This window comes from Vallitalea sediminicola (assembly GCF_054408565.1).
Genome location: NZ_BTPT01000027.1, coordinates 62,251 through 85,831, shown reverse-complemented (window position 1 = coordinate 85,831; position 23,581 = coordinate 62,251). Strand labels below are relative to the sequence as shown.

General features: G+C 29.7%; 22 protein-coding genes and 2 pseudogenes. 7 read left to right on the top strand and 17 right to left on the bottom strand.

The features are described 5' to 3' along the window. Positions 1-13 precede the first annotated feature (13 nt). From ACX6CF_RS12805 to ACX6CF_RS12785, 5 genes are all read right to left on the bottom strand, one after another. Positions 14-1,465, bottom strand: coding sequence for a methylaspartate mutase subunit E (locus tag ACX6CF_RS12805; RefSeq protein ID WP_458785728.1), 1,452 nt, complete (start codon positions 1,463-1,465; stop codon positions 14-16). Between the two features lies 1 nt (position 1,466). Continuing rightward, entirely contained in the window at positions 1,467-2,858 is a 1,392-nt protein-coding gene (gene glmL, locus ACX6CF_RS12800) for a methylaspartate mutase accessory protein GlmL (RefSeq protein ID WP_458785727.1), read from the bottom strand. Next, complete coding sequence (gene glmS / locus ACX6CF_RS12795) at positions 2,858-3,274, bottom strand: methylaspartate mutase subunit S (protein WP_458785726.1); 417 nt, start codon at positions 3,272-3,274, stop codon at positions 2,858-2,860. Before glmS ends, glmL begins: the two co-directional genes overlap by 1 nt. Positions 3,275-3,677: 403 nt before the next feature. Beyond that, the gene (locus ACX6CF_RS12790; protein WP_458785725.1) at positions 3,678-4,814 is read right to left on the bottom strand and encodes an anaerobic sulfatase maturase; all 1,137 of its coding nucleotides are present in this window, start codon (positions 4,812-4,814) and stop codon (positions 3,678-3,680) included. A 306-nt stretch (positions 4,815-5,120) separates the two neighbouring features. Next, on the bottom strand, positions 5,121-5,933 hold the full coding sequence (locus ACX6CF_RS12785) for a TIGR00266 family protein (RefSeq protein ID WP_458785724.1): 813 nt from the start codon (positions 5,931-5,933) through the stop codon (positions 5,121-5,123). A gap of 266 nt (positions 5,934-6,199) precedes the next feature. Here ACX6CF_RS12785 and ACX6CF_RS12780 point away from each other — a divergent pair, with 266 nt between their 5' ends. After that, a complete protein-coding gene (locus ACX6CF_RS12780) occupies positions 6,200-6,937 on the top strand; it encodes an HAD-IB family hydrolase (RefSeq protein WP_458785723.1) in 738 nt (245 codons plus the stop codon). A 69-nt stretch (positions 6,938-7,006) separates the two neighbouring features. Here the strand turns inward: ACX6CF_RS12780 and ACX6CF_RS12775 are convergent, their stop codons facing one another. Then, positions 7,007-8,341 carry an MFS transporter gene (locus ACX6CF_RS12775; RefSeq protein ID WP_458785722.1) on the bottom strand — a complete coding sequence of 445 codons (1,335 nt, stop codon included), beginning with the start codon at positions 8,339-8,341 and terminating at the stop codon, positions 7,007-7,009. Positions 8,342-8,535: 194 nt separating this feature from the next. Between ACX6CF_RS12775 and ACX6CF_RS12770 the strand changes: the two genes are divergently transcribed. Continuing rightward, positions 8,536-9,390, top strand: a complete 855-nt coding sequence (locus ACX6CF_RS12770; protein WP_458785721.1) for a helix-turn-helix domain-containing protein — start codon at positions 8,536-8,538, stop codon at positions 9,388-9,390. Between the two features lie 151 nt (positions 9,391-9,541). Here the strand turns inward: ACX6CF_RS12770 and ACX6CF_RS12765 are convergent, their stop codons facing one another. Further along, on the bottom strand, positions 9,542-9,889 hold the full coding sequence (locus tag ACX6CF_RS12765) for a hypothetical protein (RefSeq protein ID WP_458785720.1): 348 nt from the start codon (positions 9,887-9,889) through the stop codon (positions 9,542-9,544). Positions 9,890-10,240: 351 nt separating this feature from the next. On the opposite strand from ACX6CF_RS12765, the gene ACX6CF_RS12760 reads away from it, so the two are divergent. From ACX6CF_RS12760 to ACX6CF_RS12750, 3 genes and pseudogenes are all read left to right on the top strand, one after another. Beyond that, the gene (locus tag ACX6CF_RS12760; protein WP_458785719.1) at positions 10,241-10,486 is read left to right on the top strand and encodes a spore coat associated protein CotJA; all 246 of its coding nucleotides are present in this window, start codon (positions 10,241-10,243) and stop codon (positions 10,484-10,486) included. Next, positions 10,486-10,734, top strand: a complete 249-nt coding sequence (locus ACX6CF_RS12755; protein ID WP_113675992.1) for a spore coat protein CotJB — start codon at positions 10,486-10,488, stop codon at positions 10,732-10,734. Before ACX6CF_RS12760 ends, ACX6CF_RS12755 begins: the two co-directional genes overlap by 1 nt. A gap of 11 nt (positions 10,735-10,745) precedes the next feature. Beyond that, positions 10,746-10,940: pseudogene (locus ACX6CF_RS12750) on the top strand (manganese catalase family protein); the annotation flags it as partial. A 44-nt stretch (positions 10,941-10,984) separates the two neighbouring features. Here the strand turns inward: ACX6CF_RS12750 and ACX6CF_RS12745 are convergent. The 6 genes from ACX6CF_RS12745 to ACX6CF_RS12720 form a co-directional block, all read right to left on the bottom strand. Next, entirely contained in the window at positions 10,985-11,746 is a 762-nt protein-coding gene (locus tag ACX6CF_RS12745; RefSeq protein ID WP_458785718.1) for a hypothetical protein, read from the bottom strand. Between the two features lie 182 nt (positions 11,747-11,928). Then, positions 11,929-12,912, bottom strand: coding sequence for a hypothetical protein (locus ACX6CF_RS12740; RefSeq protein WP_458785717.1), 984 nt, complete (start codon positions 12,910-12,912; stop codon positions 11,929-11,931). A gap of 143 nt (positions 12,913-13,055) precedes the next feature. Beyond that, entirely contained in the window at positions 13,056-14,096 is a 1,041-nt protein-coding gene (locus ACX6CF_RS12735) for a hypothetical protein (protein WP_458785716.1), read from the bottom strand. A 224-nt stretch (positions 14,097-14,320) separates the two neighbouring features. Further along, on the bottom strand, positions 14,321-15,049 hold the full coding sequence (locus ACX6CF_RS12730; RefSeq protein WP_458785715.1) for a hypothetical protein: 729 nt from the start codon (positions 15,047-15,049) through the stop codon (positions 14,321-14,323). Positions 15,050-15,285: 236 nt separating this feature from the next. Continuing rightward, the gene (locus ACX6CF_RS12725; protein WP_458785714.1) at positions 15,286-16,155 is read right to left on the bottom strand and encodes a class I SAM-dependent methyltransferase; all 870 of its coding nucleotides are present in this window, start codon (positions 16,153-16,155) and stop codon (positions 15,286-15,288) included. A 189-nt stretch (positions 16,156-16,344) separates the two neighbouring features. After that, complete coding sequence (locus ACX6CF_RS12720) at positions 16,345-16,533, bottom strand: hypothetical protein (protein ID WP_458785713.1); 189 nt, start codon at positions 16,531-16,533, stop codon at positions 16,345-16,347. Positions 16,534-16,743: 210 nt separating this feature from the next. Between ACX6CF_RS12720 and ACX6CF_RS12715 the strand changes: the two genes are divergently transcribed. Next, positions 16,744-18,336, top strand: coding sequence for a recombinase family protein (locus tag ACX6CF_RS12715; protein WP_458785712.1), 1,593 nt, complete (start codon positions 16,744-16,746; stop codon positions 18,334-18,336). Positions 18,337-18,585: 249 nt separating this feature from the next. On the opposite strand, the gene ACX6CF_RS12710 is transcribed toward ACX6CF_RS12715, so the two are convergent. The 3 genes from ACX6CF_RS12710 to ACX6CF_RS12700 all read right to left on the bottom strand — a co-directional run bounded on the left by ACX6CF_RS12710 (position 18,586) and on the right by ACX6CF_RS12700 (position 21,484). Continuing rightward, positions 18,586-19,002 carry a hypothetical protein gene (locus ACX6CF_RS12710; protein WP_458785711.1) on the bottom strand — a complete coding sequence of 139 codons (417 nt, stop codon included), beginning with the start codon at positions 19,000-19,002 and terminating at the stop codon, positions 18,586-18,588. 49 nt (positions 19,003-19,051) lie between these two features. Beyond that, a complete protein-coding gene (locus ACX6CF_RS12705; RefSeq protein ID WP_458785710.1) occupies positions 19,052-20,443 on the bottom strand; it encodes an EndoU domain-containing protein in 1,392 nt (463 codons plus the stop codon). 363 nt (positions 20,444-20,806) lie between these two features. After that, positions 20,807-21,484, bottom strand: coding sequence for a hypothetical protein (locus ACX6CF_RS12700; protein ID WP_458785709.1), 678 nt, complete (start codon positions 21,482-21,484; stop codon positions 20,807-20,809). A gap of 468 nt (positions 21,485-21,952) precedes the next feature. Here ACX6CF_RS12700 and ACX6CF_RS12695 point away from each other — a divergent pair. Next, positions 21,953-22,321 (top strand): annotated as a pseudogene (locus ACX6CF_RS12695) (manganese catalase family protein); the annotation flags it as partial. Positions 22,322-22,409: 88 nt separating this feature from the next. Here the strand turns inward: ACX6CF_RS12695 and ACX6CF_RS12690 are convergent. Next, complete coding sequence (locus tag ACX6CF_RS12690) at positions 22,410-23,570, bottom strand: YibE/F family protein (RefSeq protein ID WP_458785708.1); 1,161 nt, start codon at positions 23,568-23,570, stop codon at positions 22,410-22,412. Between the last annotated feature and the right edge of the window lie 11 nt (positions 23,571-23,581).

Sequence of the window (23,581 nt, the reverse complement as noted above, 5' to 3'; positions counted from 1 at the left end):
ATATCTACTATTATTATCTTGGTCTTCCTACTAATCTTCCTTTACCTATTGCATATATATCATCAATGACCATTTGAAAACTCATATCTCTTTTTTCATATTTTGCTCTTTCAAGAATTTTGCTATGATGATAATCCTTTATTTCTTTTGTAAATGGTATATTGGCACATTCTAAGAATCTGACTGCTCCCATATTATCTCTAGCTGGAAATATTTTACCTGCATTTTGTCTGCTTGGTGCAAAAGGTATGTCTATAACACCTGCTGCAAAAGCTCTTATTGTTCCAACAGCTATATCACCATTACCAAGTTCTAAGGTTTTATCTATAATACAGCGTGTTTCAGCTTTTATAATGTCCTTCTCTTCTTCTAGTTCCTTGGTAAGTTCCATTTTTTGGTCTCTCAACATCATAACTACTTGTTTAGTCGCTTTTATACCACTTGCATTAGCTTCTTTAGTTGGAACACCCATTGCTTCATGAGGTGTTTTTACTATTACTTTTGTTGCCCCAGCTAAGGCTGCTGTAGCTGCTCCCCAAGAAATAACTCCAAAAGCTTTTGATTCATCTTGTGGGAATCCGCCCATCCATTGATGTAGTACTGTAGTAACTACAACATCATCATAACCAAATTTTTGTAGATATTCTTCCGTAAGTGTCTTTATAGTACTAATAGCTGCAACGTCTTGTATTAAGTTCCCGCATTGTCCATAGCCTACAGTGATGTTTTTAACACCTTGTTCTGCCGCAAGTAGACTTTCAATTATTGCCACACTATGAGAAATACATGGCGGTACTAATGTTCCAGTAAGAGGACCAAAAGGTTCTCTATTAATACTAATGCCTGCTTCTTCATAGATACCCATAAGACGGTCAACATATTGCCAATCATATATAGTTTTCTCTAGTGGTATATTTTTAGAATATGGAATATTGTAAGAGATTCCTCCTCCTTCAAAGGAAGTAAAGCCTCCTGCTATTGTTATTTCAGCAAGTAGTCTTGCATCAGGAGTACCATGTCTAACTTCAACAGGTACATTGACAGATTCATTAACTTTTCTACATAAAGAGATGCCATGATTAACTGCAGGAAATCCATTCAGAAGTGACCTTCCTGCTTTTCTACTTTCGTTAATACCTTTATCTACTTCATTATATCTATTGTGCCTTGTATAGCTATCAATAGTTGTAGGTAATAGATCAGCTTCTCCTTCATCTACAAGATAATTAAGAAGTTCAATATGCTTATCAACTAACGCAACACCTGCTCTTGGTTGAATTAATGTGCTACCCAATCTACTAGCTTCACTAAGTTTTTTTGAAAATATTTTGTGTTCTGGAATGTTTTCATGGTATTTTATTGCTTCTTCAAAATCTACTTCTTTCCCTGTTGACCACGCTAGAAGCACTTCATCTTGTATCGTTTTAAAAAGTTTACTATCCATCTTCTTATTCTTTAATTCCATATTAATCCACCTCTAAAATTAGTTTAATTTCATTTTTTAAAATGCGTAGTGCAATATCTGGATACTTAACTGCCAATAAACCCATAGCAGCAAGAATATATTTATGATCTATAAAGATTTTACCTCGAATAGGTTTTAGTACCGTTGGTTCAAGAGGATCAAAAAGTGATTCTTTCAAAACCTCTTTAGCTCTTTTACAATTAATTATTGGACCACCTGTTCCAATAATATTTCTAACAGTTGTAAGATCTTTTCCTGTCTGTACATATGTTGCTCCAAAAGGAGTATAATGAGTTTCTATTCTTCCAACATGTCTAAGAGTAGCATTTTTAACTGCTAATGAAGCTAGCCCAAAATCAAATTTCTCAAATATTTCATCAGTATCAGTTATATACCCTGGGTTAGCATTAATGAACTCTTGATACTCTTCTACCTGTTCTTTTGTCAATTCAGTATTCTTTATTAATTGTTCAATACCGCAAGTACCTACAAGGGCATCAGCACTGTACCTTACTCCTAAGTCACCCTCAACGGTTCTTTTGACAAATGGCTCTGGAAGTCCTTTTAAAAGTACCCCTCCTTTGCTGGGCAAACCCTCTGCAATAGAATGAATATCAGTAGTAGCCCCTCCTACATCAACAACTATTAAGTCTCCAATTCCTTCTTCATCAGTTGTTCCTTCTCCTAGTAGTTTTGCAGCTGCTAATACTGCTGAAGGCGTAGGCATGATAATACCTTCTATTAAATCTTTTACTTTGGAAAGTCCTTTTGCGTATACTATTCTCTTAAGGAACACTTCTCTGATAGCAAGTCTTGCTGATTCAATATTGAGTACATCGAGTTCTGGCATTACATTTTCACATATAGTCAATTCTTTATCATGCAAAATATCTGCGACTTTTTCTTTAACTGATTTGTTACCAGCTATAATGATAGGTGCTTTTGTATTTAATGAAGCTAATACTTTAGCATTATGTAAAATGACTTCTTTATTACCACCGTCTGTCCCGCCTGTTAATAAAATAATATCTGGTCTAATATCATCTATCTCTTTTGCTTCGCTTTCATTAAGTTCATATGAAAATACTTTCATTACTTTAGCACCTGCACTCAATGCAGCTCGTTTAGCCGCTTCAGCAGTTAAATCTGGAACTAATCCTATTGCCACCATTCTTAATCCTCCAGCAGCACTGCTACAAGCAAACATTTCTTTTATCTTTAATTCCTTATGTTTGGATTTCAGTTTATCTAGAGCATTATCCAACCCTTCACATATATCTGATTCAATTGTTGTAAATGCTTTTGAAGTCCCTATGATAGTTTTATTTTTCAAATCAACAGCAGTTACTTTGGTATAAGTACTGCCAAAATCAATAAGCAATACTGCTTCCATTAGTCATTCACTCCTAAATCTTCTTTAAGATCTTTAATTGATGTATCTGGAAGTGTACCTGGAGGATATACTCTGGTAAATCCCATTTCTAAAAATTTCGTCTTCACTTCTTCAAAAGGTGTCTTTCCAACTACTAAATTCCCACCAACATATAATAAAATATCGCCAATACCTGCTTCTTCACATTTTTCTCTAAGTCCTCTACAATCTAGTTCTCCGTGTCCGTATAATGACGATACTAAAATAGCATCTGCTCCAGTCTCTATCGCTGCCTTAATATACTCCTCTTGCGAAACCATTACACCTAAGTTAATTACTTTGAATCCTGCTTTTTCAAATGCATATGCTAATATTTTATTCCCGACTGCATGAACATCTGCACCAATTACACCTAAAACTATCTTTTTATTATTCATTTTGTCCCTCCAAATTACAATTAATTATTTTTAAGGGTGTTATTATCACATCTTTATGCCCTTAATATATAATGAATAATTCTATATGTCAATAGCTTTTTTATATATTATGCACAATTTTTAAAAATAATCGCATGTTTTTTTGTAGCATTGTATACAATAATTCATGAATTACACGATACTTATCCACACCTCTACTATTATGTAATATTTATAATGACTTATTGAATAATTATTACCCCCAAAATAATTCAGCCTAGGTTTATAAAACAAAGAGATTTCCGTAATAGCTTAACAAAATAAAAGAGATACAGATTTTACTCTAGTATCTCTTTTGCTTATTCTATCTTATATTTATTTATATTAACCTAAATATCTATAGTTAAGTAGCAAAACAACTAATTTACTTATTAACTATATTATTATTCTGTTTTATATTTCTAGCTATCTCTACAAAACGTGGTAATGTATATTTATAAAATTCTTTATAAGCACTACAAAAATAATTCGTAGTGTATTTACCATCAATTTTTGGTTCCTTGTGTCTTTTACATCCTCCACGGCAAATTCTGTAAAATTCACAATTTTGACATTCTGGATCAGTATTTATAGATTCTTTTATAAATCTTATTGCTGTTTCTGATTTAAATATATCTTCAAAACCTATATCTACGACATTACCTAATTTCCATTCATCCAACACATAAAAATCACAAGGATATATAGAACCATCCGCTTCTATAACCGAACTAACAGAACAATGACCTCTCATATCACAACTCTCTGGTTCATATCCTAAGATAATCTGAAGAATATTATCAAACATTCTGATACTTATTCCATCACCTTTTACGAAATCTTCATACCATAGATCAAAAATATTTTTTAGAAATGTTTCATAATCTTTTGGAGTGAGAGAATAAGGGTTTCTTCCAGGTTCTTCACCAATTTCATCTAGACAAGGTATGAATTGCAAGAACTTAAATCCTTGTTTTTTATAGAAGTTATATACTTTTCTTCCATGCTTAGCAACATGTTTGTTTACTACACAAAGAATGTTATACATAACATCATATTTATCAAATAATTTAGCTGTTTTTAGTACTGTACTAAATGTATCATCTCCATTAGGATATATTCTATAATAATTATGAATTTCTTTGTAACCATCCATTGATAATCCTATTAAAAATTCATTATCATGAAAGAACCTTGCCCATTCATCATCAATTACAATTCCATTTGTCTGTAACGCATTATTGACTTTTATATTATTTTTATTATATTTTTTTTCCAATACAATGAATTTCTTAAAAAAATCCAATGAAGCCATTGTAGGCTCTCCACCTTGAAAGGCAAAAGTTACTTGTCCTTCTGCAAAATCAAAAGCTTTTTTAACCAATTGTTCCGCTGTATTCTCTGACATTATTCCATAATTTTTTACTTCCCTGCTGTTCATTACATCATAATAAAAGCAATACTTACATCTCAGGTTACAATTACCTGAAGCTGGCTTTATCAGTGTAGTAAGTGGCGGCATACTAACATCTCCTTAGTTATATGTCAATTCTTCTAGTTTGCACTATTTTATTATTCTTTTCTACTTATTATAACATTTTTTTATGTTTTTTACAGCTTATTATTTAAAATGGAGTTTGTACTTACTTTCATAAGTTGTGAAATTAATTAGATTTATTGCCGAACAATAGATATGTAAATCCAGAAAATATATAACAGAAAAAAACAGATAGATTCATTGGTGTAATAGAATAAATATCATATATTGAATTATATTTATATAATATTATCCAATATATGATATGAAACATTTTAGTATTTATCTTGATTAGTCACCATCAAATAGATTGCCTAATCCCCCAAATGCATCTAAAACACTGCCTTCACCTTTTGATTTTCCTCCAGGTACTCCTCTTACTGCACTAATCATTCTATCCGCTAATCTACTAAATGGTAATGATTGAATCCATACTTTACCTGGTCCTGATACTGTTGCAAAGAATAATCCTTCTCCGCCAAAGAAAGCACTTTTTATTTTTCCTACATACTCTATATTGTAGTGAACATCTCTTGTAAGAGCTACCAAACATCCAGTATCAATCTTCAATGTTTCACCTGGCATAAGTTCTTTTTCAATAACAGTTCCACCTGCATGTACAAAAGCAAGTCCATCACCTTCTAGTTTTTGCATAATGAAACCTTCGCCACCAAAGAAACCTACCCCTAATTTCTTTTGGAATTCTATTCCTACTGATACACCTTTAGCGGCACATAGAAAAGCATCTTTTTGACAAATAATCTTTCTTTGGTAATTAGTTAAATCCATAGGTATAATCTTACCTGGATAAGGTGCTGCAAAAGATACGTGTTTTTTATCATTCCAAGTATTAGTAAATACAGTCATGAATAGACTTTCTCCAGTTAATACACGCTTACCAGCTCCCATTAGTTTTCCCATAAATCCACCTTGATTACTTTTGTGAGAACCGTCACCAAAGATTGTTTCCATTTCAATCCCTTGTTCCATATAGGTCATAGCTCCTGCTTCTGCAACTACGCTCTCCTTAGGATCAAGTTCAATTTCAACCAACTGCATGTCGTCTCCCTGAATCTTATAGTCAATCTCATGTGCTAATGCCATAGTCATACTCTCCTTACTTTTGTGATCAATTTTATTATTATTTTCTTTAATGATATCAAATAATATAATTTACTTCAATTAAAATAAGATTAATTTACTGTAAATAAATTACTATAATCTATCTTTTACAGATTTTGTAATAAAAATCATTAAAATACATACAGTTTTAGAGCTAAATAAGGTATAATAAATATAATAATGCTTAAATACTAATATGATAAAGAGCAAAAGAGCTTTTCCTATAAAACAAGAAAGGTGGTCATAGAATGCACAACATTGCAGCTTTTTTTGATATAGATGGAACTCTATATAGAGAAGGTCTTATAACAGAAATATTCAAGAAATTGATTAAATCAGATATCATTGATAAACAGAGATGGTATAACGAAGTTCGAGAAAAATATGTCAAGTGGGATAAACGTATTGGTAATTATGATGATTACTTAATAAAAATGGCAGAAATCTATATTGATGCCATTAAAGGTCTTCATAAAACCCAAATTGAATTTATTGCAGGTAAAGTTATTGAACAAAAGGGTGATAGAGTCTATACTTACACAAGAAATAAAATAAAATGGCATACTGAGCAAGGTCATAAAGTCATTACAGTATCAGGTTCACCATATGAATTAGTAAGTGCCATGTCCAAGAAACATGGTTTTCATGATTTCATCGGCTCAATATATTTAACTAATGATAGTGATATCTATACAGGTGAAGTAACTCCTATGTGGGATAGTAAAAACAAAAAAGAAGCAATTAATTATCTTGTTAAAAAATATGATATCGATTTATCAAAATCCTATGCATACGGTGACACCGCTGGTGATTTTTCCATGTTAAAATCTGTAGCATTTCCAGTAGCTATTAATCCAACAAGAGAACTTGTCACTAAACTAAAAAATGATCCTAGTACATCTTCAAAAGCACAAATTATTGTTGAAAGAAAAGATATGGTTTATAAGCTATCTCCTTCAGATATATTTTTAGGAGATAATGATTAACAATAAATTCTTGTATATCAATAAGATAAGGGAAGTCTACCACAATATTAATGGTATTCTTCCCTTCAATTAATCTGTTTCCTGTATCAATTTTTTATTTTCTATAAATAACTTAACATATAATGGACATAGCAATAGTAAAAAACCAGATATGAAAAATGTAATTTGCATACTATTGATATGCATACCGAAAATTATCAACTCTTTGTTTTCTAATACTTTTATGATTCTTCCGCCTGTCCAAACTGCTACTCCACTGACAATACCTCCAATGGCAGCATTAAGTCCAATATACATAGTTCTTCCTTCTTTTTTCGCATATAGAAATTGTATATTAAACATTGATATTCCTATTCCGCCCCAAGCTATACCTGATAATATGTGCAATATAGGAGCAAGGACAACATAATTAGATGTATTAACAAATCCCCATGTAAAATGTACAATAGCCAATATTCCAATAGAACATTCTGTACTTAAAAACCATGATTTTTTATCTGCTATTCGCCCCCATTTATTAGCTACTACTACTCTTACTACTGTTGCCACAACTGATAAGGTCATCATATATGTATATTTCAGATTAAGCTTAGTAACCATGTATATAGCTATATAAGGTCCCCCTATCTGTAATGAGAAATTCCATATCATGAACAACAATATTATCTTTCTAAAAGATGTATTTTTTAACGGTGTAGTCAATACTTGTTTTATTTTGTATTTTTTGATTACATAATTTTCTTTAAACTCATCAATATGCATTAAAGCATAAATGTTCAAAATACCTAGAATAGCAATTATTCCACCAACTACTGCAAAACCAACCATTTGATTACCTGCATCCTTAGAGTAATCAAGTACTTTTCCTAGAAAAATAGTTAGTATAGCCGTTGTCCCTAAAGATATTTTTTCTCTGTAAGCTAAATATTGCCCCCTTATTGATATTGGTGTAAGGTCAACTAGCCAGTTAAATAATGCAGGGCAAATAAGTGCATTCATTGAGTAAGCTAATATATAACAAATAATAAAAGCTTCTAGTCCGAATCCTAGAGGTATTAGTAACATTGGTATAAAATAAACTAATGATAATAAAGATCTAAGTACAATAGCCATACCAACAATTGTTTTTTTCCTACTCTCTAACCTCTCAAATATTAGTGACGAAAATATCTGTAATAAACCAACTATTGCAGGTGCTACTGCCACCATTCCATTTACTTGTTCAGATCCATTTAGCAAACTAATAAACCCAGCTAAAAATGCTCCGGCTGTCAAAGAATTCTGTCCAATACCTGTAACTCCTTCAAGTATGAAATATCTTCGACTCCTATCTTTAGCACTAAGCTCTTTTGTTTTACTCTTACATTTCTTATTTTTTAGTACGCTTAATACAAGTGAACCCATTATGTTCCACCTCTTTTCAAAACTATAATTCAAAAAGCATTATACTCACATTGCTTTATAAAAAAAATGTTTATACTGGTATTTACAATGTCATTTTTGGTAATAGAAATAATGTAAAAAAATTAGGGTTGTATTCATTTTTTTTTGTGGTAAAATAAATTTTAAATAATGATAATGAATTAAGGAAGTGCAATATGAATATAGCTGAAATAGTACATAAGAAATTTCAAAATAATGAATCTCATCATAGAGTTTTAAGTAATAATAATTCTCTAGGAGTATTACTTAGTGGTTATGTTAGAAAAAATAGCCTTAATGGTTCACATATTAATTATACACCTAAAGAATATCATGGTTTATTTGTTCTATCTGGTAACGGTATTTATAGAGATACTGAAGGCAATGAAATACCTATAGAATCTGGGGATTTTGTTCAGAGATATCCTAATAAAACTCACAGTACCATAGTCACTACAGATGACTGGAGCGAACTATATATTTCAATAGGTTATAATGTATTCAACAGCCTAGCTGAGATATATGTTTTTTCTCCTGATAAACCAGTTTTAACTCCTGGTCATGATTTTGAGCTTATTCAACAAATGTTGGATTTTCATGACCGACTTGATAAGGCTGATAGAATAGAGCTTCCTTTACTTATGAATGAAGCTATTTCTATCATTTCAAAAGCTACTTACCTTGATAGAATCAATAGAACAACAACTGACGAAATGAATATTTTGGCAATGAGTATTAAATACATAGAAGAAAATATAACTAATAGGGTCTCAGTTGAAGATGTAGCATTATATGTAAATATGGGGTATGAGAAGTTTAGAAAGCTTTTTACAAAACAATATAGAATATCACCAGGAAACTATATTCTCAATAGAAGAATTAATGCTGCTCAAAAATTATTATCTACTGGTAATTTATCAGTAAAAGAAATATCTGTAGAACTAGGTTATCCAGATTCTTATACATTTTCTAAGCAATTCAAGAAACTTACTGGACATACGCCTTCTGATTTTAAACAGTTTTACTATTAGTTGGTTTAATAAATTAATGTGCAAACTACATATGTACTAATATACTGAATAAATATGATATAATATTCAATACAAAAAAATTAAACAGCCTTTGTCCTCATTATTAAGGATTTTGGTTGTTTAACTTTTAAGCTTTTTTCACTGTTCGATTTTAATAGTATACATATTTTTCTACTACCTTTTTACCATCCAAGTAAAACTTAACTAATGCATGGTCAGAACTATCAGGTATTGTATCATTTATTTTATAAAATGTACTAGTTCTTGTATATTCTTTATCAATTATGTATTCATGCCAAGAATCATAATAGAATATTTCAATCTTGATTCTTGATTTTTCAACACAAGCTATACATGCCTCTACTTGACCATCATCATATTTAGCATAGTAACTATAATCGTCACCATTGCCTGATGCCGCTTCTACATTAATTGGCTGGCATACACATAAGCAAAGCAAACATAAGCATAAAGTGCTAATTAACCCCTTCTTAACCATAGACTCACCTCCTTAATCAAATTTATACTTTATCCGTACAAGAAGTATTATAGCACTTTTCCCAGAATAGTCACTACAATTCTCAATATTTATAATTTATTTAAGTTCTATGTCTAATTTGTTTATTTTTTATTGTTTTCTTAATTTTATTGTTTGTTTAGTGATTTTTATGTAAATATTATGCATAAGATACTATTTTTTTCAATAATTAATTTTTTTTTAAAATATTAATTTGTTTTTTATAATTGAATATTAAAAACAACAAAATAAATAATTTTATTTTTTGGGAAAAACACTAATTTCATTCACATTACATATGGTAAGTTATAGACATTTATAAGGAGTATATTAATGAGAGATATGTACAATTCAAAAAGACCTGTTTTTCTGGAACGTTCTAATAGGATGCAACCTCCAGCAAGACCAGATAAAGATAAAAATGAATCTATGAAACAACCTGAACCCGAGATTAGATTAGCAACAGCTTATATTCCTAATCAACCCTATGTGGGACTAGTCCCTTTACAAGAGGGCTTCCATCGTGGAAGTATGTTCCCTAATTTATATCAACCTTATCATGATTGGAGGCGTCATTAATGTATGATAAAAAATTGATGAGGGAAATTCAACAGTTAGGGTTTGCTGCTTTAGACCTTAATTTATATTTGGATACACACCCTGATTGTAAAAAAGCAATATCAGATTATAATGTAATACAACGACAGTATGAAAACAAGAGACGTATGTATGAGTTAAATGTAGGTCCACTAGTTAACTTTGGTATGTCTCCAAGCAAATATCCATGGGAATGGTTAGATGGACCATGGCCATGGGAAAATGAATAGGAGGATAAAGTATGTGGTTATATGAAAAAAGATTACAATTTCCTGTTAATATCAAGAACAAAGATTTAAGGATGGCTGGATTACTAGTCACCCAATATGGGGGACCAGATGGGGAATTAGGTGCTGCAATTCGGTATCTTAATCAGAGATATGTTATGCCTACTAATAAGACTAAAGGGTTGTTGACGGATATTGGTACTGAGGAATGGGTTCCATGAGGTTATCCATTACTTCTGAAATAAGGTCTTTATTAATATATCTTCTGTGACTTATCTATAAGCTCATTTATTTGTCCAATATATAATTCAAAAAGATTATTTTTGTTAGTATTATTTTCTATTATATAGATAGGAACAATTTTAGTTGGTTTTTTATAAAAAGTACCATTTACTACAACCATTGTTTCATCAAATCTATATAAACTACAAGCTGGATGTGCTCTATAATAATATATCTCTAATTTGCCTTTAGGATTACTAACTGATTCGTAGGCTTGTATGAAATTATTTTTTGTTTCGTTTATACCATATTTCATTTTATTTTTTTTATTATAATATAATTCAAATCCATGTGCAAACTCAGATTCTGGATCTAACAAAAACACTCTAATATTAATTTTTTTCTTTTCCAATATTAACCGTATAGTATCTACTTGTGTTGCTATTAAAGTCCGATCATAGACAACTACAATATCAATTGTCTTTTTGCTTTTTAATAACAATTCCTTATAGTTAATATCTTGTTTATTAGTTAATACATCACATATCCCCACATCAATGACTTTGTTATTAATATTTAAATTACTAATAATATACTTAGATAAATTAAACTTTAATAAACTTTCGTTAATAATACCAAAAACACCAGATATTAATAATACTGAACCCACATTATTACAAAAAGAACTAATAAAATCCTCTGTAGCTAAGCTTAATGAAATAAATGCAAAACTTATTACTATTAAAATAGTGCATATAAAGTATATGTTTTGTTTTGAAAAGAACCCTTTCATAGTTTATCCTCCATCTTATAATATATTTTAAATATTCCCGACTCTGCTTAATTAAATCTCAATAAATTAAGTTAATTTCTATGTAATATTAATCTTCTCTATAATTACCAATATGATTTTCTATCTAGAAAAATATTCTTTATTAGGTTAGAATCAGTGTAAAGTAGACATTATCTATTAACTCAAGTATATATATTATAACCTGGTGAAATTATAATTTCATTCAGAATTCCATCCTCACCTTGTAATTCTAACCAATACCCATCTCCTATATCATATAACTTGTGTTCCTTTCCAAAATCGAAAGGCATATCTTCAACTTCTTTATAAAGTCTATCATAATAACCAAATACTTTAGTAATATTATCTCCAATTTTATAACCCGAATCTAATTCATATTTCTTACTACTTACCCTTATAAAGTCAATAATTCTAGTATTTGGGTTATAAAAGAAACTTACAACTTCATTCTCATATTCATCATATACTCCTAGCATTCTAAAGTATCTTAACCTTGGATAAATTAATTCTACTTTATCACCAAAAATATTATATACATCCTCTACTGTCATTCCTATTCGTAGATCCTTAAATTGCTCAGTAGGACTATAATTATGCATTTGATGTTTATATTCTGATATTTGTTTCTCTTCAATATAGCCAAGCTCTCCATCAGCTATAATATAACACCATTCTTTACCATTTCCATCAATAGTTGAGTAAAGCAATTCACCTTCAACATTTTTAGTTTCATGATCTTCTTTTAAGTAAGATAATTCACCACTTTTTTTGATATAAGGTGCATTATCGTCTGGAAAACTTTTTAGTGGTTCTTTTAGAACAACCTTAATTTTAATATTTGAATCTGCCATACCATGATAAATATTTGAAGCATTAAACTCATTGAAGAAATTCATTAACTGTTTCATGTCTTCAGTAATAGTTACTTTATCTGTTGATTCATTACTTGCTTTTGATGTCAAAATTGCAATCTGTTCATTTAACTCTTCAATTGTCTTATTTAAAGATTCAACCTCTTTATTATTTTCATTTTGTAATTCTTTACTTCTTTGACTTAATTCATTATTTATATCCCCATATGAACATGAATTCAACAAGGTCATTATAAGAATTAATAAAATTACTAAACCCACCTTAAACTTCATAAAACCTCTCCTTATTATAAAACTGATTTATATTATGCAGTTTAACATCTATTATATAAAACATTCTAGCTTCAATTAACCATCATAATCATAAAAATATATATCCAAACACTTCATAAAAATCATCTAAAATATCTACTTCCCTATACATACGTGTTATAACCTAAATTAATAATTATCATTGTTACAACTCCGCCTTCATTAACTCCACCTTTAATTTCAAGTGTGAATCCATCTCCTATGTCATAAATTCTATATGTTGGTCCAATATCTATACCTATATCTTTCTGTGGATACAACTCATCATAATATGCAAAAACTTCTTGTGTGCTATCCCCCACCTTAAAACCTGATTCCAAATCATAACCTGGATTCGTCGTACGTATAAAGTCAATCTTTCTAACATTAGGATTATAAAAGAAATCAATTATAGAGTTATGCATCCTTTCTCGATCAGGTTCATTCGTATCATACACAGCCAATATTTTAAACCAACCATATCTAGGCAAAATCAATTCAATTTTATCACTATACATATCATATATTTTATCTATATTTGTTCCTACTTTAATATCTTTAAATTGTTCTTTTGGTTGGTAACTTGTTATGGTTTGTGGGTGGTACTCACTTAATTTACTTGATTGAATATAACCTATACCACGACTTCCGCTATTAACTAACGTCCATTCAACTGGTTTACCATTTTCATCATGTCCCATTACCGTAACAAGAAATTCGGCTATTCTACTAGAAGGTATATCAACCTCTTCATTAATAGGCAAAATAGTCCCTCCAAGAGTTGGTGATGAATAGCTTGGCAAAATTCTTAATGGTCCTTGCGATTTAATATTTACTAAGCCGAGAAATTTTTGAAAATCTGTAGGATGAGTACAAATATTGTTATTATCAAAAAAGTCCTTTAATTTTATGTCATCCAAATCAAAATCTATGTTATTATTAATACACTCATTAATTTGGTCTTTCAAACTCTCAATTTGTTTATTTTTCTTATGGATTTCTTCACTATTCTGCTTTTCAAGGCTCTCAATCTGTTTAGTCAATTCTTGGTTCTTAACCTCAATTTCAGCTATCTTTTCTTCAAATCCACTTTGATTACTACAACCTACAAAAACAAAAAGAATTATTATATTAATAATAACTACTTTTAAAATTGCATATCTCATTATTTTCACTCCCCCTTTTCCATTAACTCTTATTAAATACGTAATATAATAAATGCCCCCAAATATGCTCATAAGGAATACCTTGAACAACAATTTCACCTAACGTCTCGTGTTGCCGATGTTTCTGAACTGGACCTCAGCATCCTTCTTCGTAGGCGGTGCTCGCACCCAGTGAAGAGATGTGCGTAGCGAACGGAAATATATTGTTAGACGCAGTATGACTGTTAAAGAGCATATTTTATTAAAATAACATTCACTCTAAATGTTTCTTCATTACTAGAGTACTCTACTATATCTCCAACTCTTTTCCCTTTGATTGCGCTACCTAGTTTTGATGTTGAGTTTAATAATTCGTATTCACAATCATCACACTTGACCTTACTTATGTGGCTCTGAATAAAACTACTCTTTCCCTTTTCAATTTTATAATAATTTCCGTCTATTAGAAAATTATAAATTTCTTCATCACAATCAAACTTCAAAGTTACTAGTGAACCTTCTCCAACAATAATACTATTTTCTTCAAGCACTCTTAAACAGTTAAAATAATTTAACTCTAACTGTTCTAACTTCTTACATTCAATAAACACTTTAATTTCATATTCAAATTTATTTATATATAGTTCAGTTAGTTTTTCTTTGTTACTTCGGTGTATCAATCTATTGTTGTTAAAATCATTCTTAATATTATCTAATATTTGTAATTTTGCTTTATTTCGTTTTATTTTTTTATCCCATTCATTAAGGTCTTCTTCTAGATATATTTCATAAACAGGTAAAAATTTCATATGTATACTATTATTAAAATCGATTAAATTTTTCTCTAATCTAGCGATATCATTATCCTTAATAACCAACTTTTTTTTCATTTCAGAAACATGGTTATCTTGAGAAATCATTAGGTTCTTAGCCGTTTTATACTCATTAATAAAGCTATCAAATTTACTTTTCATTTTTTCTCCTCTCTATGTAATCTTTCTATACATGATTAGCAAAATAGTTAATTTTTACGATACAGAATATTGCGTCTAACTATAATATTACCGACGTATCTATTACCTGTAAAACATAACGATTATCACTGTAATAATAAATATAACTTTCATCTATATTATAACATAAACAGAATTCTCTCTATATACTAACATAATAAATTTAAACAAGTTTATATTATTTCATACCAATTAAACTATTTTCTTATTTCAGCAAAAGCAATTCGTTCAATTGGCATAATAGACATCTCTCTTCCAATTGGTTCAAAATATCGTGCTCTATAGTCTGTATCACCAACATCTTCAATCAACGTAAGCCCCTGTTCCTCTAGAAATACTGACATATTATCTGGATCAAAACCTGTAATCCATTCTTCTCCTATTCTCTTACCTAGTTTTAACATAGTCTTATATTCAGAAAAGTCCTCTGGAGATGTAAATAAACTCTTAGGTACATATGTAAATGCAACTTGACTACCTTTTGAGCAAGATGCAATGTATTCCAAAGTTCCAGTAACTGCTTCAATCGTAATATATTGTGTAACACCTTCCCAAAGAAACACTGTTTTCTTATCTTTATCATAACCAGCCTTAACAAGTTCATCTTCAAGTCTTTGTGTATTAAAATCAATAGGTACAAACCTAACATGTGAAGGGATACCACCTTGTAATCCAGACATTATTTTTTTATAATTGTTTATAACAGATTTTTGGTCAATATGGTAGTATTCTAATCCTTTCAAGTCAAATCTTAAGCATTTGGTATCATAACCCCCACCCAAGTTAACAACAGCATCAAATTTATTTGCAATTGCAACCTCCAAAACATCATCCATATATTTTGTTCGGCTAATAATGCCACCATAAACACCAGGACCAGTCTTATCCATTAAATTAATCATCCAATTTCTAACGTGTTCGGACTTCATCATTTTTAGGAAGAATCGATTAAAGCCGGTAATAAACTTAATTGAATATTTGTCATCATATAATCTTTCTGTTTCTAGGAACAACATTTCCATAGCTCTGGTCATTGCAGCCTTTTCTGAAGTTGTTATACTTTTCATTGAATTATTCATCCTTTCTATAGATTATATCGAATTCAAAACTATTATTGCATAAATAAATATTCTTTTCTTAATTATATACCCTTCACTATTATTTTCAATTATTATATATCACAGCATTATATATGAATTCACCCACTAATATAACTATGCAAATATTTTACTTGTCCCATATAGGATTAAAAAAATTTATTCATCTTTCTCCTGCTCTAACTTATTCTGCTCTCTTATATAGTGATTAAGAACAATATTACTTATATTATCAAGCGTTCTTTTGATATCCTCTGAAGTCCTATTAATATACGCACTATCTCGTATCTGGATATTAGTATTTCCTATTTTATATTCCTCAACAATATTCCCTTCTAATTCTATCATCCCTAATATCCCTCCTTATTTTATAATCTATGCTAGATAATTTTTGTCCTATTCCTTATCTAACCTGAAGAAAATCATCTAAAAAATTGTATTAATAATAGATTAAATAAATGCATATAAATATGGTCGCTCTAATAGATATGAAATAGATAATTATATAATCTTTCGAACCATTAAGTATACAAAGAGTTTTAATAAGAAGGTGTTAATATGTTAGATAAATACTGTATCTACCTTAGAAAATCCAGATCAGATTTAGAAGCAGAAATACATGGTGAAGGTGAAACTCTAACCAGACATAAAAAGATTTTATTAGACCTAGCCAAGAGACGAGAATTAAATATTACTCAAATTTATAAGGAAATTGTATCAGGTGAAACTATCTCTTCTCGTCCAGTAATGCAACAAGTTTTAAGCGAAGTAGACCAGGGACTGTGGACCGGTGTTCTTGTTGTCGAGGTAGAACGTCTCGCTCGTGGTGATACAGTTGACCAGGGAATCGTTGCCCAGAGTTTTAAGTACTCTAATACTAAGATAATAACTCCTATGAAAGATTACGATCCCTCAAATGAATTTGATGAAGAGTACTTTGAATTTGGTCTATTCATGTCAAGACGTGAGTATAAAACTATAAATAGGCGATTACAAAGAGGTAGAATAGAATCTGTCAAAGAAGGAAAATATTTAGGCAATAAACCTCCTTATGGATATACAAGAATAAAGTTAAAAAATGAGAAAGGTTATACCTTAGAGATTGATCCTGAACAAGCTAAAGTTATTAAATTAATATATAACTTATACTCAAAAGGTGAAATACAGCCAGATGGTACTGCTAAAAAACTTGGTGTATCACTGATAGCTAATAAATTAAACGAACTCAAAGTACCGCCAATGAAAAGTAAAATATGGGTAGAATCATCAATTAGAGATATACTCAGAAATCCAGTATATATAGGAATAATACGATGGAACTCACGTCCAACCATCAAAAAAATGGTAGATGGTAAAATGATTAAATCAAGACCTAGAGCAAAAAAAGATGATTGGATTATAGTTAATGGATTACATGAAGCAATAATAGATCAAACTACTTTTGAGTTTGTTCAAAATCGTTTGTCAGTGAATTCTGAAGTTCCTATTCCTAGTAGATATAAAATTAAAAATCCCTTAGCCGGTCTAGTTATTTGTGGTATGTGCGGTAGAAAAATGACTAGAAAACCTTATAATAACAGTTACCCTGATGCCTTAATATGCAAAATTACATCTTGTAAAAATATTAGTTCTCAGCTGTCTATTGTTGAACAAAAACTAATGGACTGTCTTAGATCATGGTTAATAGAATATAAAATAGATTTAAAATCAGATAAAAAGAATAAGGTTAATTCTAATCTACAATATGAAATCACTAAAAAATCTATTAAGAAATTAGATGAAGAATTAATAACATTAGAAAAACAATCTAATAATCTACATAACTTGCTTGAACAAGGTGTTTATTCCATTGATAAATTTCTTGAAAGATCTAAGATAATTACTAATAATATTAGTGAAGTAAAAAAAGCTAAAAACGAATTATTTGATATACTTAATAAAACCACCGTGTATCAAAAAAGTCAAGAAACTTTAATCCCCAAAATTGAACGAGTATTAGAAGTATATGATAATCTTACAGACCCTGTTGAGAAGAATGTATTACTCAAAGAAGTTATTGATAAAGTTGTTTATACCAAGACCGTCAACGGTCGCTGGCATGGAAACCCTGATGATTTTAATCTTGTACTATATCCAAAGCTACCAAAATAGTAATAAGCTATCATTATACGTTAAATAATGATAGCTTATTATTACTACTATTAAATCTTTATTTGTAATAACTACTTCAGATTTAATGATTTCTTTTTCTCAAATATCTCAACTTCAGATTTATTAACATTTTTTCAATTCATATTTACCCACAATTTTGGTTTTATTCTCGTCAGCTAATATAGGGTTTGATGTTACTTTCTTGTAATATATATTATTTTTTATCACGTTGCCTACTAATTTTTACTATTATATTATAATTTTAGTAATAAAATCTTCAAACATTTTTTTAGAAGCAGCACCACATTTAGGAATAATTTTTTCAACTTTTTCTATTAAAGTTTTATTATTTGATATAATTTCTATAGTATCCTCATTAACAATTACTCTTAAAGAATCAATACACTTTTCAAACAACTCATTATTATCTATACTACATAATAATATTAAGCTTTTAACAATAATTTCATCATTAATATCACTATCAGCACAATAAGCGTATCTAATTTGCCATTCTATAGATTTTGAAAATATATCAGTTAATAATTTGTCCCAATCATTTTGATTAAAATCTTGCAACATTTCTGTTGCAATGTCAAATCCTTCATCATACCAATAATCATCTGTAAAAAAACCTGATAGATATTTATCTAATTCTTCATACATATTAATCTCTCCTATTTTTCCTGTAAATTATCAAATAATATTTTGATTATTATTCAAATCCTGCTAAAAGTCCCGATACTCCTCCACCTGTAGGATATCCACTTGTTACTATGTCACCTATTTTAATAACTTCTATTTGAACCCCATTAATAATAGCTCTATGAAGTGTTGCCCCATCCCTAGAACGCACACCTATACTTGCTGTACTTCCTGCTTTTTCTATAGATTTCAGAATATCGTTATCTGACCATTTATCTGGAAAAAGTGTACTAGTCTTAATTTTCGCAAGTTTATCATCAGTAAACTGAGTAGTAAGTTTTACTTTTTTTGTCCCATCTGCATTCTTAGATATAACTTCAACTGCATAATCAGGATTAGCATTACTAATTTTAGGTGAATGTCCTCCGATTAATTGATTTTTATTAGGACTTTTCCGACTTCCAAATAATATTTTCTCCTTCATTTCATTACTAATTATACTTTTTTTAATTTTGTTAGTTTCATCAATAACATCAATTAACTCATCCGTTTTATCAATATTCTTAATTAAGTCACTAGATTTATTAACTCCTTTTACTAAAGTACCAATCTCATCAGTATACTTTAATGCACCAACAACTGGTATCAAAGCTACCATGTCTAACAATGTTTGTCCAACATGACCCCAAGACCATTCCCATTTATGAAAATCACACGCTATATCTCTTATATCCATTGGTGCATCTAAACCTAAGATACCCAAGCCTATCTGACCACCAGTACCCAATAAAGTAACTTCATCTGTGTAATTTCCCATAATTAATTGTTTACCTGAACGTCCTAAATAATCAAATACACTACTCTTAGTGTTATCTCTATCAACCCAAGTGGGCCAATATCCTTTTGATTCCAAGTTTGTTTTTGTGTCATATGTATAATACATGTATGGATCAGGTTGGAGATAATCGTCTGCAATTACAAAATTAGTGTTATTATCATTATAATAAGGTAAATATTCATTATTAATTTTTTCATTAGAGTTATTAAAAAAATCAACTAAATGTTTTATCCCAGATTTTAATTTGTTACCCAATCGTTTAAAAAAACTTTCTTCTTTCATGATTGGCAATGGTATATTGGGATCATTAGTATAATAATTCTCATTAATTTCAAGCGAAAGCTTATTAAACTCTAACTCAAGTTTAATTTCCGTTTCATGATATACCTTACCTGTTTCTTTTAAGAAATAACCAGTTTTATATAACTGTAATTCTAAACAATCTAGGTCTTTATAAAGTTTGTTTAATTCATAATCTATATTCTGTCTATATTTTATGTCAGTATCTAGTGCATTAGTTATACTAGAAAGACAATCCTTGGTATTTTGAATTCTCATTGCCATGCCCTTTAATTGACTTTCTTTTCTATTTAATTCTTCTGATTTAATAGAAATAGCATACATTACATCCCTCCCTTATATTATCATAAGCGTTTAATGAATTCTATCTTTTGATATATTCATTTAGATACATATGGTATATAAATATATTAGAGATATTTTAAAATAAATTCAACAAATCCTGACGAAATGCACGATTTATGGGATGAAATGCATAAATCAATAAATTTTATTACTTATTTTACGTATCCTTAACTCTCAAAAATGACATCAATAGAATCTAATACTACAAGTAATTATGGAATTAACCTAACTAAAAAAAGATTTATGAAAGGGACTGACTCGAAAGCCAGTCCCTTCATAAATCTAAATCTTATTATACTTTTCCCTCTTTATTTTAATAGTTCTCAATAATTTCACTCTTTATTAATCTAAAGGAATTAAGTTTAAAGGTTCGTTATCAGCTGAACCTGTTACAGCATCTCTAGTTCCATCACCTTCAGCTACTGTAGCATTTGTATTTATTACTTTTAAAGTTGAACCATCTTTGAATTGAATTCTTGTTACTTCTACAAAACAATATGCTTCTGTAGGTATGTAGCTAAGACCTCTAGCCCTAATAGTTCCTGATAATTCATATTCTTGTTCAGTAACATCTTTTAACTCTTTTAATAATGCTTTGTCTTCTTGCTCTCCTAGTAATACATCTTTATTTCTTGCATTTGCAAAGTACTCACTAGAGCCATCACCATATACTACACTAAATAGACAATTGAAAAGACTTGCACCCATACCTTCTGCTGTAAATGAGCTATCTTCTGATATTTCACTATATTGTTCAGCAGTAAGCTTTTCTTTATGTGTTTCTATAAACTCTACTAATTGATCTTGAGTTACAGTTTTAACTTTCATTTTTACGTTAATATCTGCTTCTGCTCCAACTGTTAATCTTACTCCAGCTTTTCCTACATATCCGCTACCATTACTTATTTTAAAAGAATCGAACTCATTGTAATCTTCAGCATAACTTATTAATGAAAATGAAAACACCATACCTAAAACCAACATACAACTAACCACTTTTTTTAATCCTTTTAATTTCATACCTGTAACCTCCTAATATTTTTATCATATAGTTCATTAACATTTTTCTCTTATCATTTAGCTTTTTCCAATTGATCAAAATCTTCAATTGATTATTTCTGTTAAAATAAGTACTGTTTGAGTATAAAATGTCTTAATTAGTAATAATATGGAATATTTTTTCTTTTCATAATAATCCCCCTTATCTGTAATATTGTTTTACAAATCATATTATACAACTAATTTTCTAACTATTCAACCCTTAATATATAATTTTCAATAAATAAATTAAATTTTCATTTTAGTATATTTTATTTTAATTTTTATAATAAAAACAAATATTAAACAAATTAATCAACTAAAATTCCTTTAAATATAAAATAAGGCAAAAAAATTCTTAGCCACCGCTAAGAAACAAAATCTAAACTCCCTATAATAAATTGCTTTTTCCAACACCGATAACATTATGGAACCTAAGAATTAGCCCATGTAGAAATAATATCCTCAATGATCTATCAACTCTTAAAAGGTGCTACAATCGAAGAGTTGAAAGCAACTGGATTAGCACCACACTACGCACAACACGATCATGGTCTTTTCCCAACTGATGCCAGTGGAGTTCCTTTTACTGTAGCTGGTATAGGCTCATTAGGCGACCCTATCACTGACTTACATGAAGATCTTGCTGCTGAACAAAAAGCTCGAGCAACTTATGAACATCTTATGAATCTTACAGATGACCCAGACATAATTGAACCATTGAAATTCTTACGTCAAAGAGAAGTAATCCATTTCCAACGATTCGGTGAAGCTCTTGACGATGTTCAAAATGAATTAAATAGAAAAAAATATTATTAAAGCATAGTTATTACTAGTTTTAATACATAATTTATCATATAACTAATTCAAGCTAGAATTTGCATTATGCATAATCTAGCTTATTGTTTTACCTTTTATTCTTTTTTTTAGCTCTACCTTTATTACCAACAACTGCTTTTCTCTTCAATACCATTACGGATATTATAGCAGTAATAGGAACAGTCAGGACAATCCCAATACTTCCTGATAATCCTTGAATAATCTCAGTGCCTATAAAAGGTATGTTCATGAATTGTCTGCTTCCCATCTGATATCCCCATATAAGCATAATACTATTAAGTGAACTACCAGCAAAAGCTAATATAAGTGTGTTGGACATGGTTCCCATGACATCCTTACCGATATTCATACCTGACTTAAATAATTGTTTCTTTGATAATCCTCTATTAGTTTGATGTATCTCAAAAATTGATGATGTTATGGACATAGCTACATCCATAACTGCTCCAAGAGAAGCAATTAATATTGCCGAGAACATCAATCCACTTACCTGTATCTTATAATCCTGAGCTACATAAACAAGCTCCTTACCTTTATCCATTGTTATTCCCGATAAATGTGCTAAATTACCTGATACATATGATATAACCCCTGCAATAATAACTCCTATAATCGTACCCAGAATAACAGTCAGTGTTTTTAGATTAAACCCACTTATCAATAAAAATGAAACTATTATTATGATTGAAGCAGTTAGTATTGTAACTATAATAGGATTATTCCCTTGGAATATAAGAGGAAGCATAAAAAATATTATCATGATACCTGTAAAAATCAGTGAAACAATTGAATATACTCCTTGCATACCTCCAAGTAGTATTAATAGAATAAACAACAAACCAACTAAAACATACAGTATATTTTCTCTTTTATAATTGTAAATCCAAACATTTGCCTCTTCCAATGAATCATCAATACTAGCAATTACCGTATTGTCAGCTTGTACATAGACATTGTGACTCCTGCTAAGAGGATTTTTAACTTCAAATATTTTACCTTTGTATTTACCTGTTAATATTTTTATCTTAACTACTTGAGTACCTAGATATCTTCCATCAAAGGTAGGGTCTTCATCAATTTCTTCACTAACAACTTCGACTACTTTAGCATTTTCAAAATCCTGTTTAAAATAATTAGGTTGTTTTATATTCATTTTAAATATTGGTGATAAGAGTATAATAAATGTGACTAAAAATATAAACCCAATAATAGGTAAGTACTTTCTCATGAGCTTGTCCT

Coding starts and splice junctions, on each gene's coding strand:
- ACX6CF_RS12755 (WP_113675992.1), top strand. CDS start 10,486: ATGTATGATAAAAAATTGATGAGGGAAATTCAACAGTTAGGGTTTGCT.
- ACX6CF_RS12765 (WP_458785720.1), bottom strand. CDS start 9,889: ATGGTTAAGAAGGGGTTAATTAGCACTTTATGCTTATGTTTGCTTTGC.
- ACX6CF_RS12775 (WP_458785722.1), bottom strand. CDS start 8,341: ATGGGTTCACTTGTATTAAGCGTACTAAAAAATAAGAAATGTAAGAGT.
- ACX6CF_RS12760 (WP_458785719.1), top strand. CDS start 10,241: ATGAGAGATATGTACAATTCAAAAAGACCTGTTTTTCTGGAACGTTCT.
- ACX6CF_RS12720 (WP_458785713.1), bottom strand. CDS start 16,533: ATGATAGAATTAGAAGGGAATATTGTTGAGGAATATAAAATAGGAAAT.
- ACX6CF_RS12690 (WP_458785708.1), bottom strand. CDS start 23,570: ATGAGAAAGTACTTACCTATTATTGGGTTTATATTTTTAGTCACATTT.
- ACX6CF_RS12785 (WP_458785724.1), bottom strand. CDS start 5,933: ATGGCATTAGCACATGAGATTGACTATAAGATTCAGGGAGACGACATG.
- ACX6CF_RS12790 (WP_458785725.1), bottom strand. CDS start 4,814: ATGCCGCCACTTACTACACTGATAAAGCCAGCTTCAGGTAATTGTAAC.
- ACX6CF_RS12745 (WP_458785718.1), bottom strand. CDS start 11,746: ATGAAAGGGTTCTTTTCAAAACAAAACATATACTTTATATGCACTATT.
- glmL (WP_458785727.1), bottom strand. CDS start 2,858: ATGGAAGCAGTATTGCTTATTGATTTTGGCAGTACTTATACCAAAGTA.
- ACX6CF_RS12805 (WP_458785728.1), bottom strand. CDS start 1,465: ATGGAATTAAAGAATAAGAAGATGGATAGTAAACTTTTTAAAACGATA.
- ACX6CF_RS12700 (WP_458785709.1), bottom strand. CDS start 21,484: ATGAAATTAAAAGGATTAAAAAAAGTGGTTAGTTGTATGTTGGTTTTA.
- ACX6CF_RS12770 (WP_458785721.1), top strand. CDS start 8,536: ATGAATATAGCTGAAATAGTACATAAGAAATTTCAAAATAATGAATCT.
- ACX6CF_RS12735 (WP_458785716.1), bottom strand. CDS start 14,096: ATGAGATATGCAATTTTAAAAGTAGTTATTATTAATATAATAATTCTT.
- ACX6CF_RS12715 (WP_458785712.1), top strand. CDS start 16,744: ATGTTAGATAAATACTGTATCTACCTTAGAAAATCCAGATCAGATTTA.
- ACX6CF_RS12740 (WP_458785717.1), bottom strand. CDS start 12,912: ATGAAGTTTAAGGTGGGTTTAGTAATTTTATTAATTCTTATAATGACC.
- ACX6CF_RS12730 (WP_458785715.1), bottom strand. CDS start 15,049: ATGAAAAGTAAATTTGATAGCTTTATTAATGAGTATAAAACGGCTAAG.
- glmS (WP_458785726.1), bottom strand. CDS start 3,274: ATGAATAATAAAAAGATAGTTTTAGGTGTAATTGGTGCAGATGTTCAT.
- ACX6CF_RS12710 (WP_458785711.1), bottom strand. CDS start 19,002: ATGTATGAAGAATTAGATAAATATCTATCAGGTTTTTTTACAGATGAT.
- ACX6CF_RS12780 (WP_458785723.1), top strand. CDS start 6,200: ATGCACAACATTGCAGCTTTTTTTGATATAGATGGAACTCTATATAGA.
- ACX6CF_RS12725 (WP_458785714.1), bottom strand. CDS start 16,155: ATGAAAAGTATAACAACTTCAGAAAAGGCTGCAATGACCAGAGCTATG.
- ACX6CF_RS12705 (WP_458785710.1), bottom strand. CDS start 20,443: ATGTATGCTATTTCTATTAAATCAGAAGAATTAAATAGAAAAGAAAGT.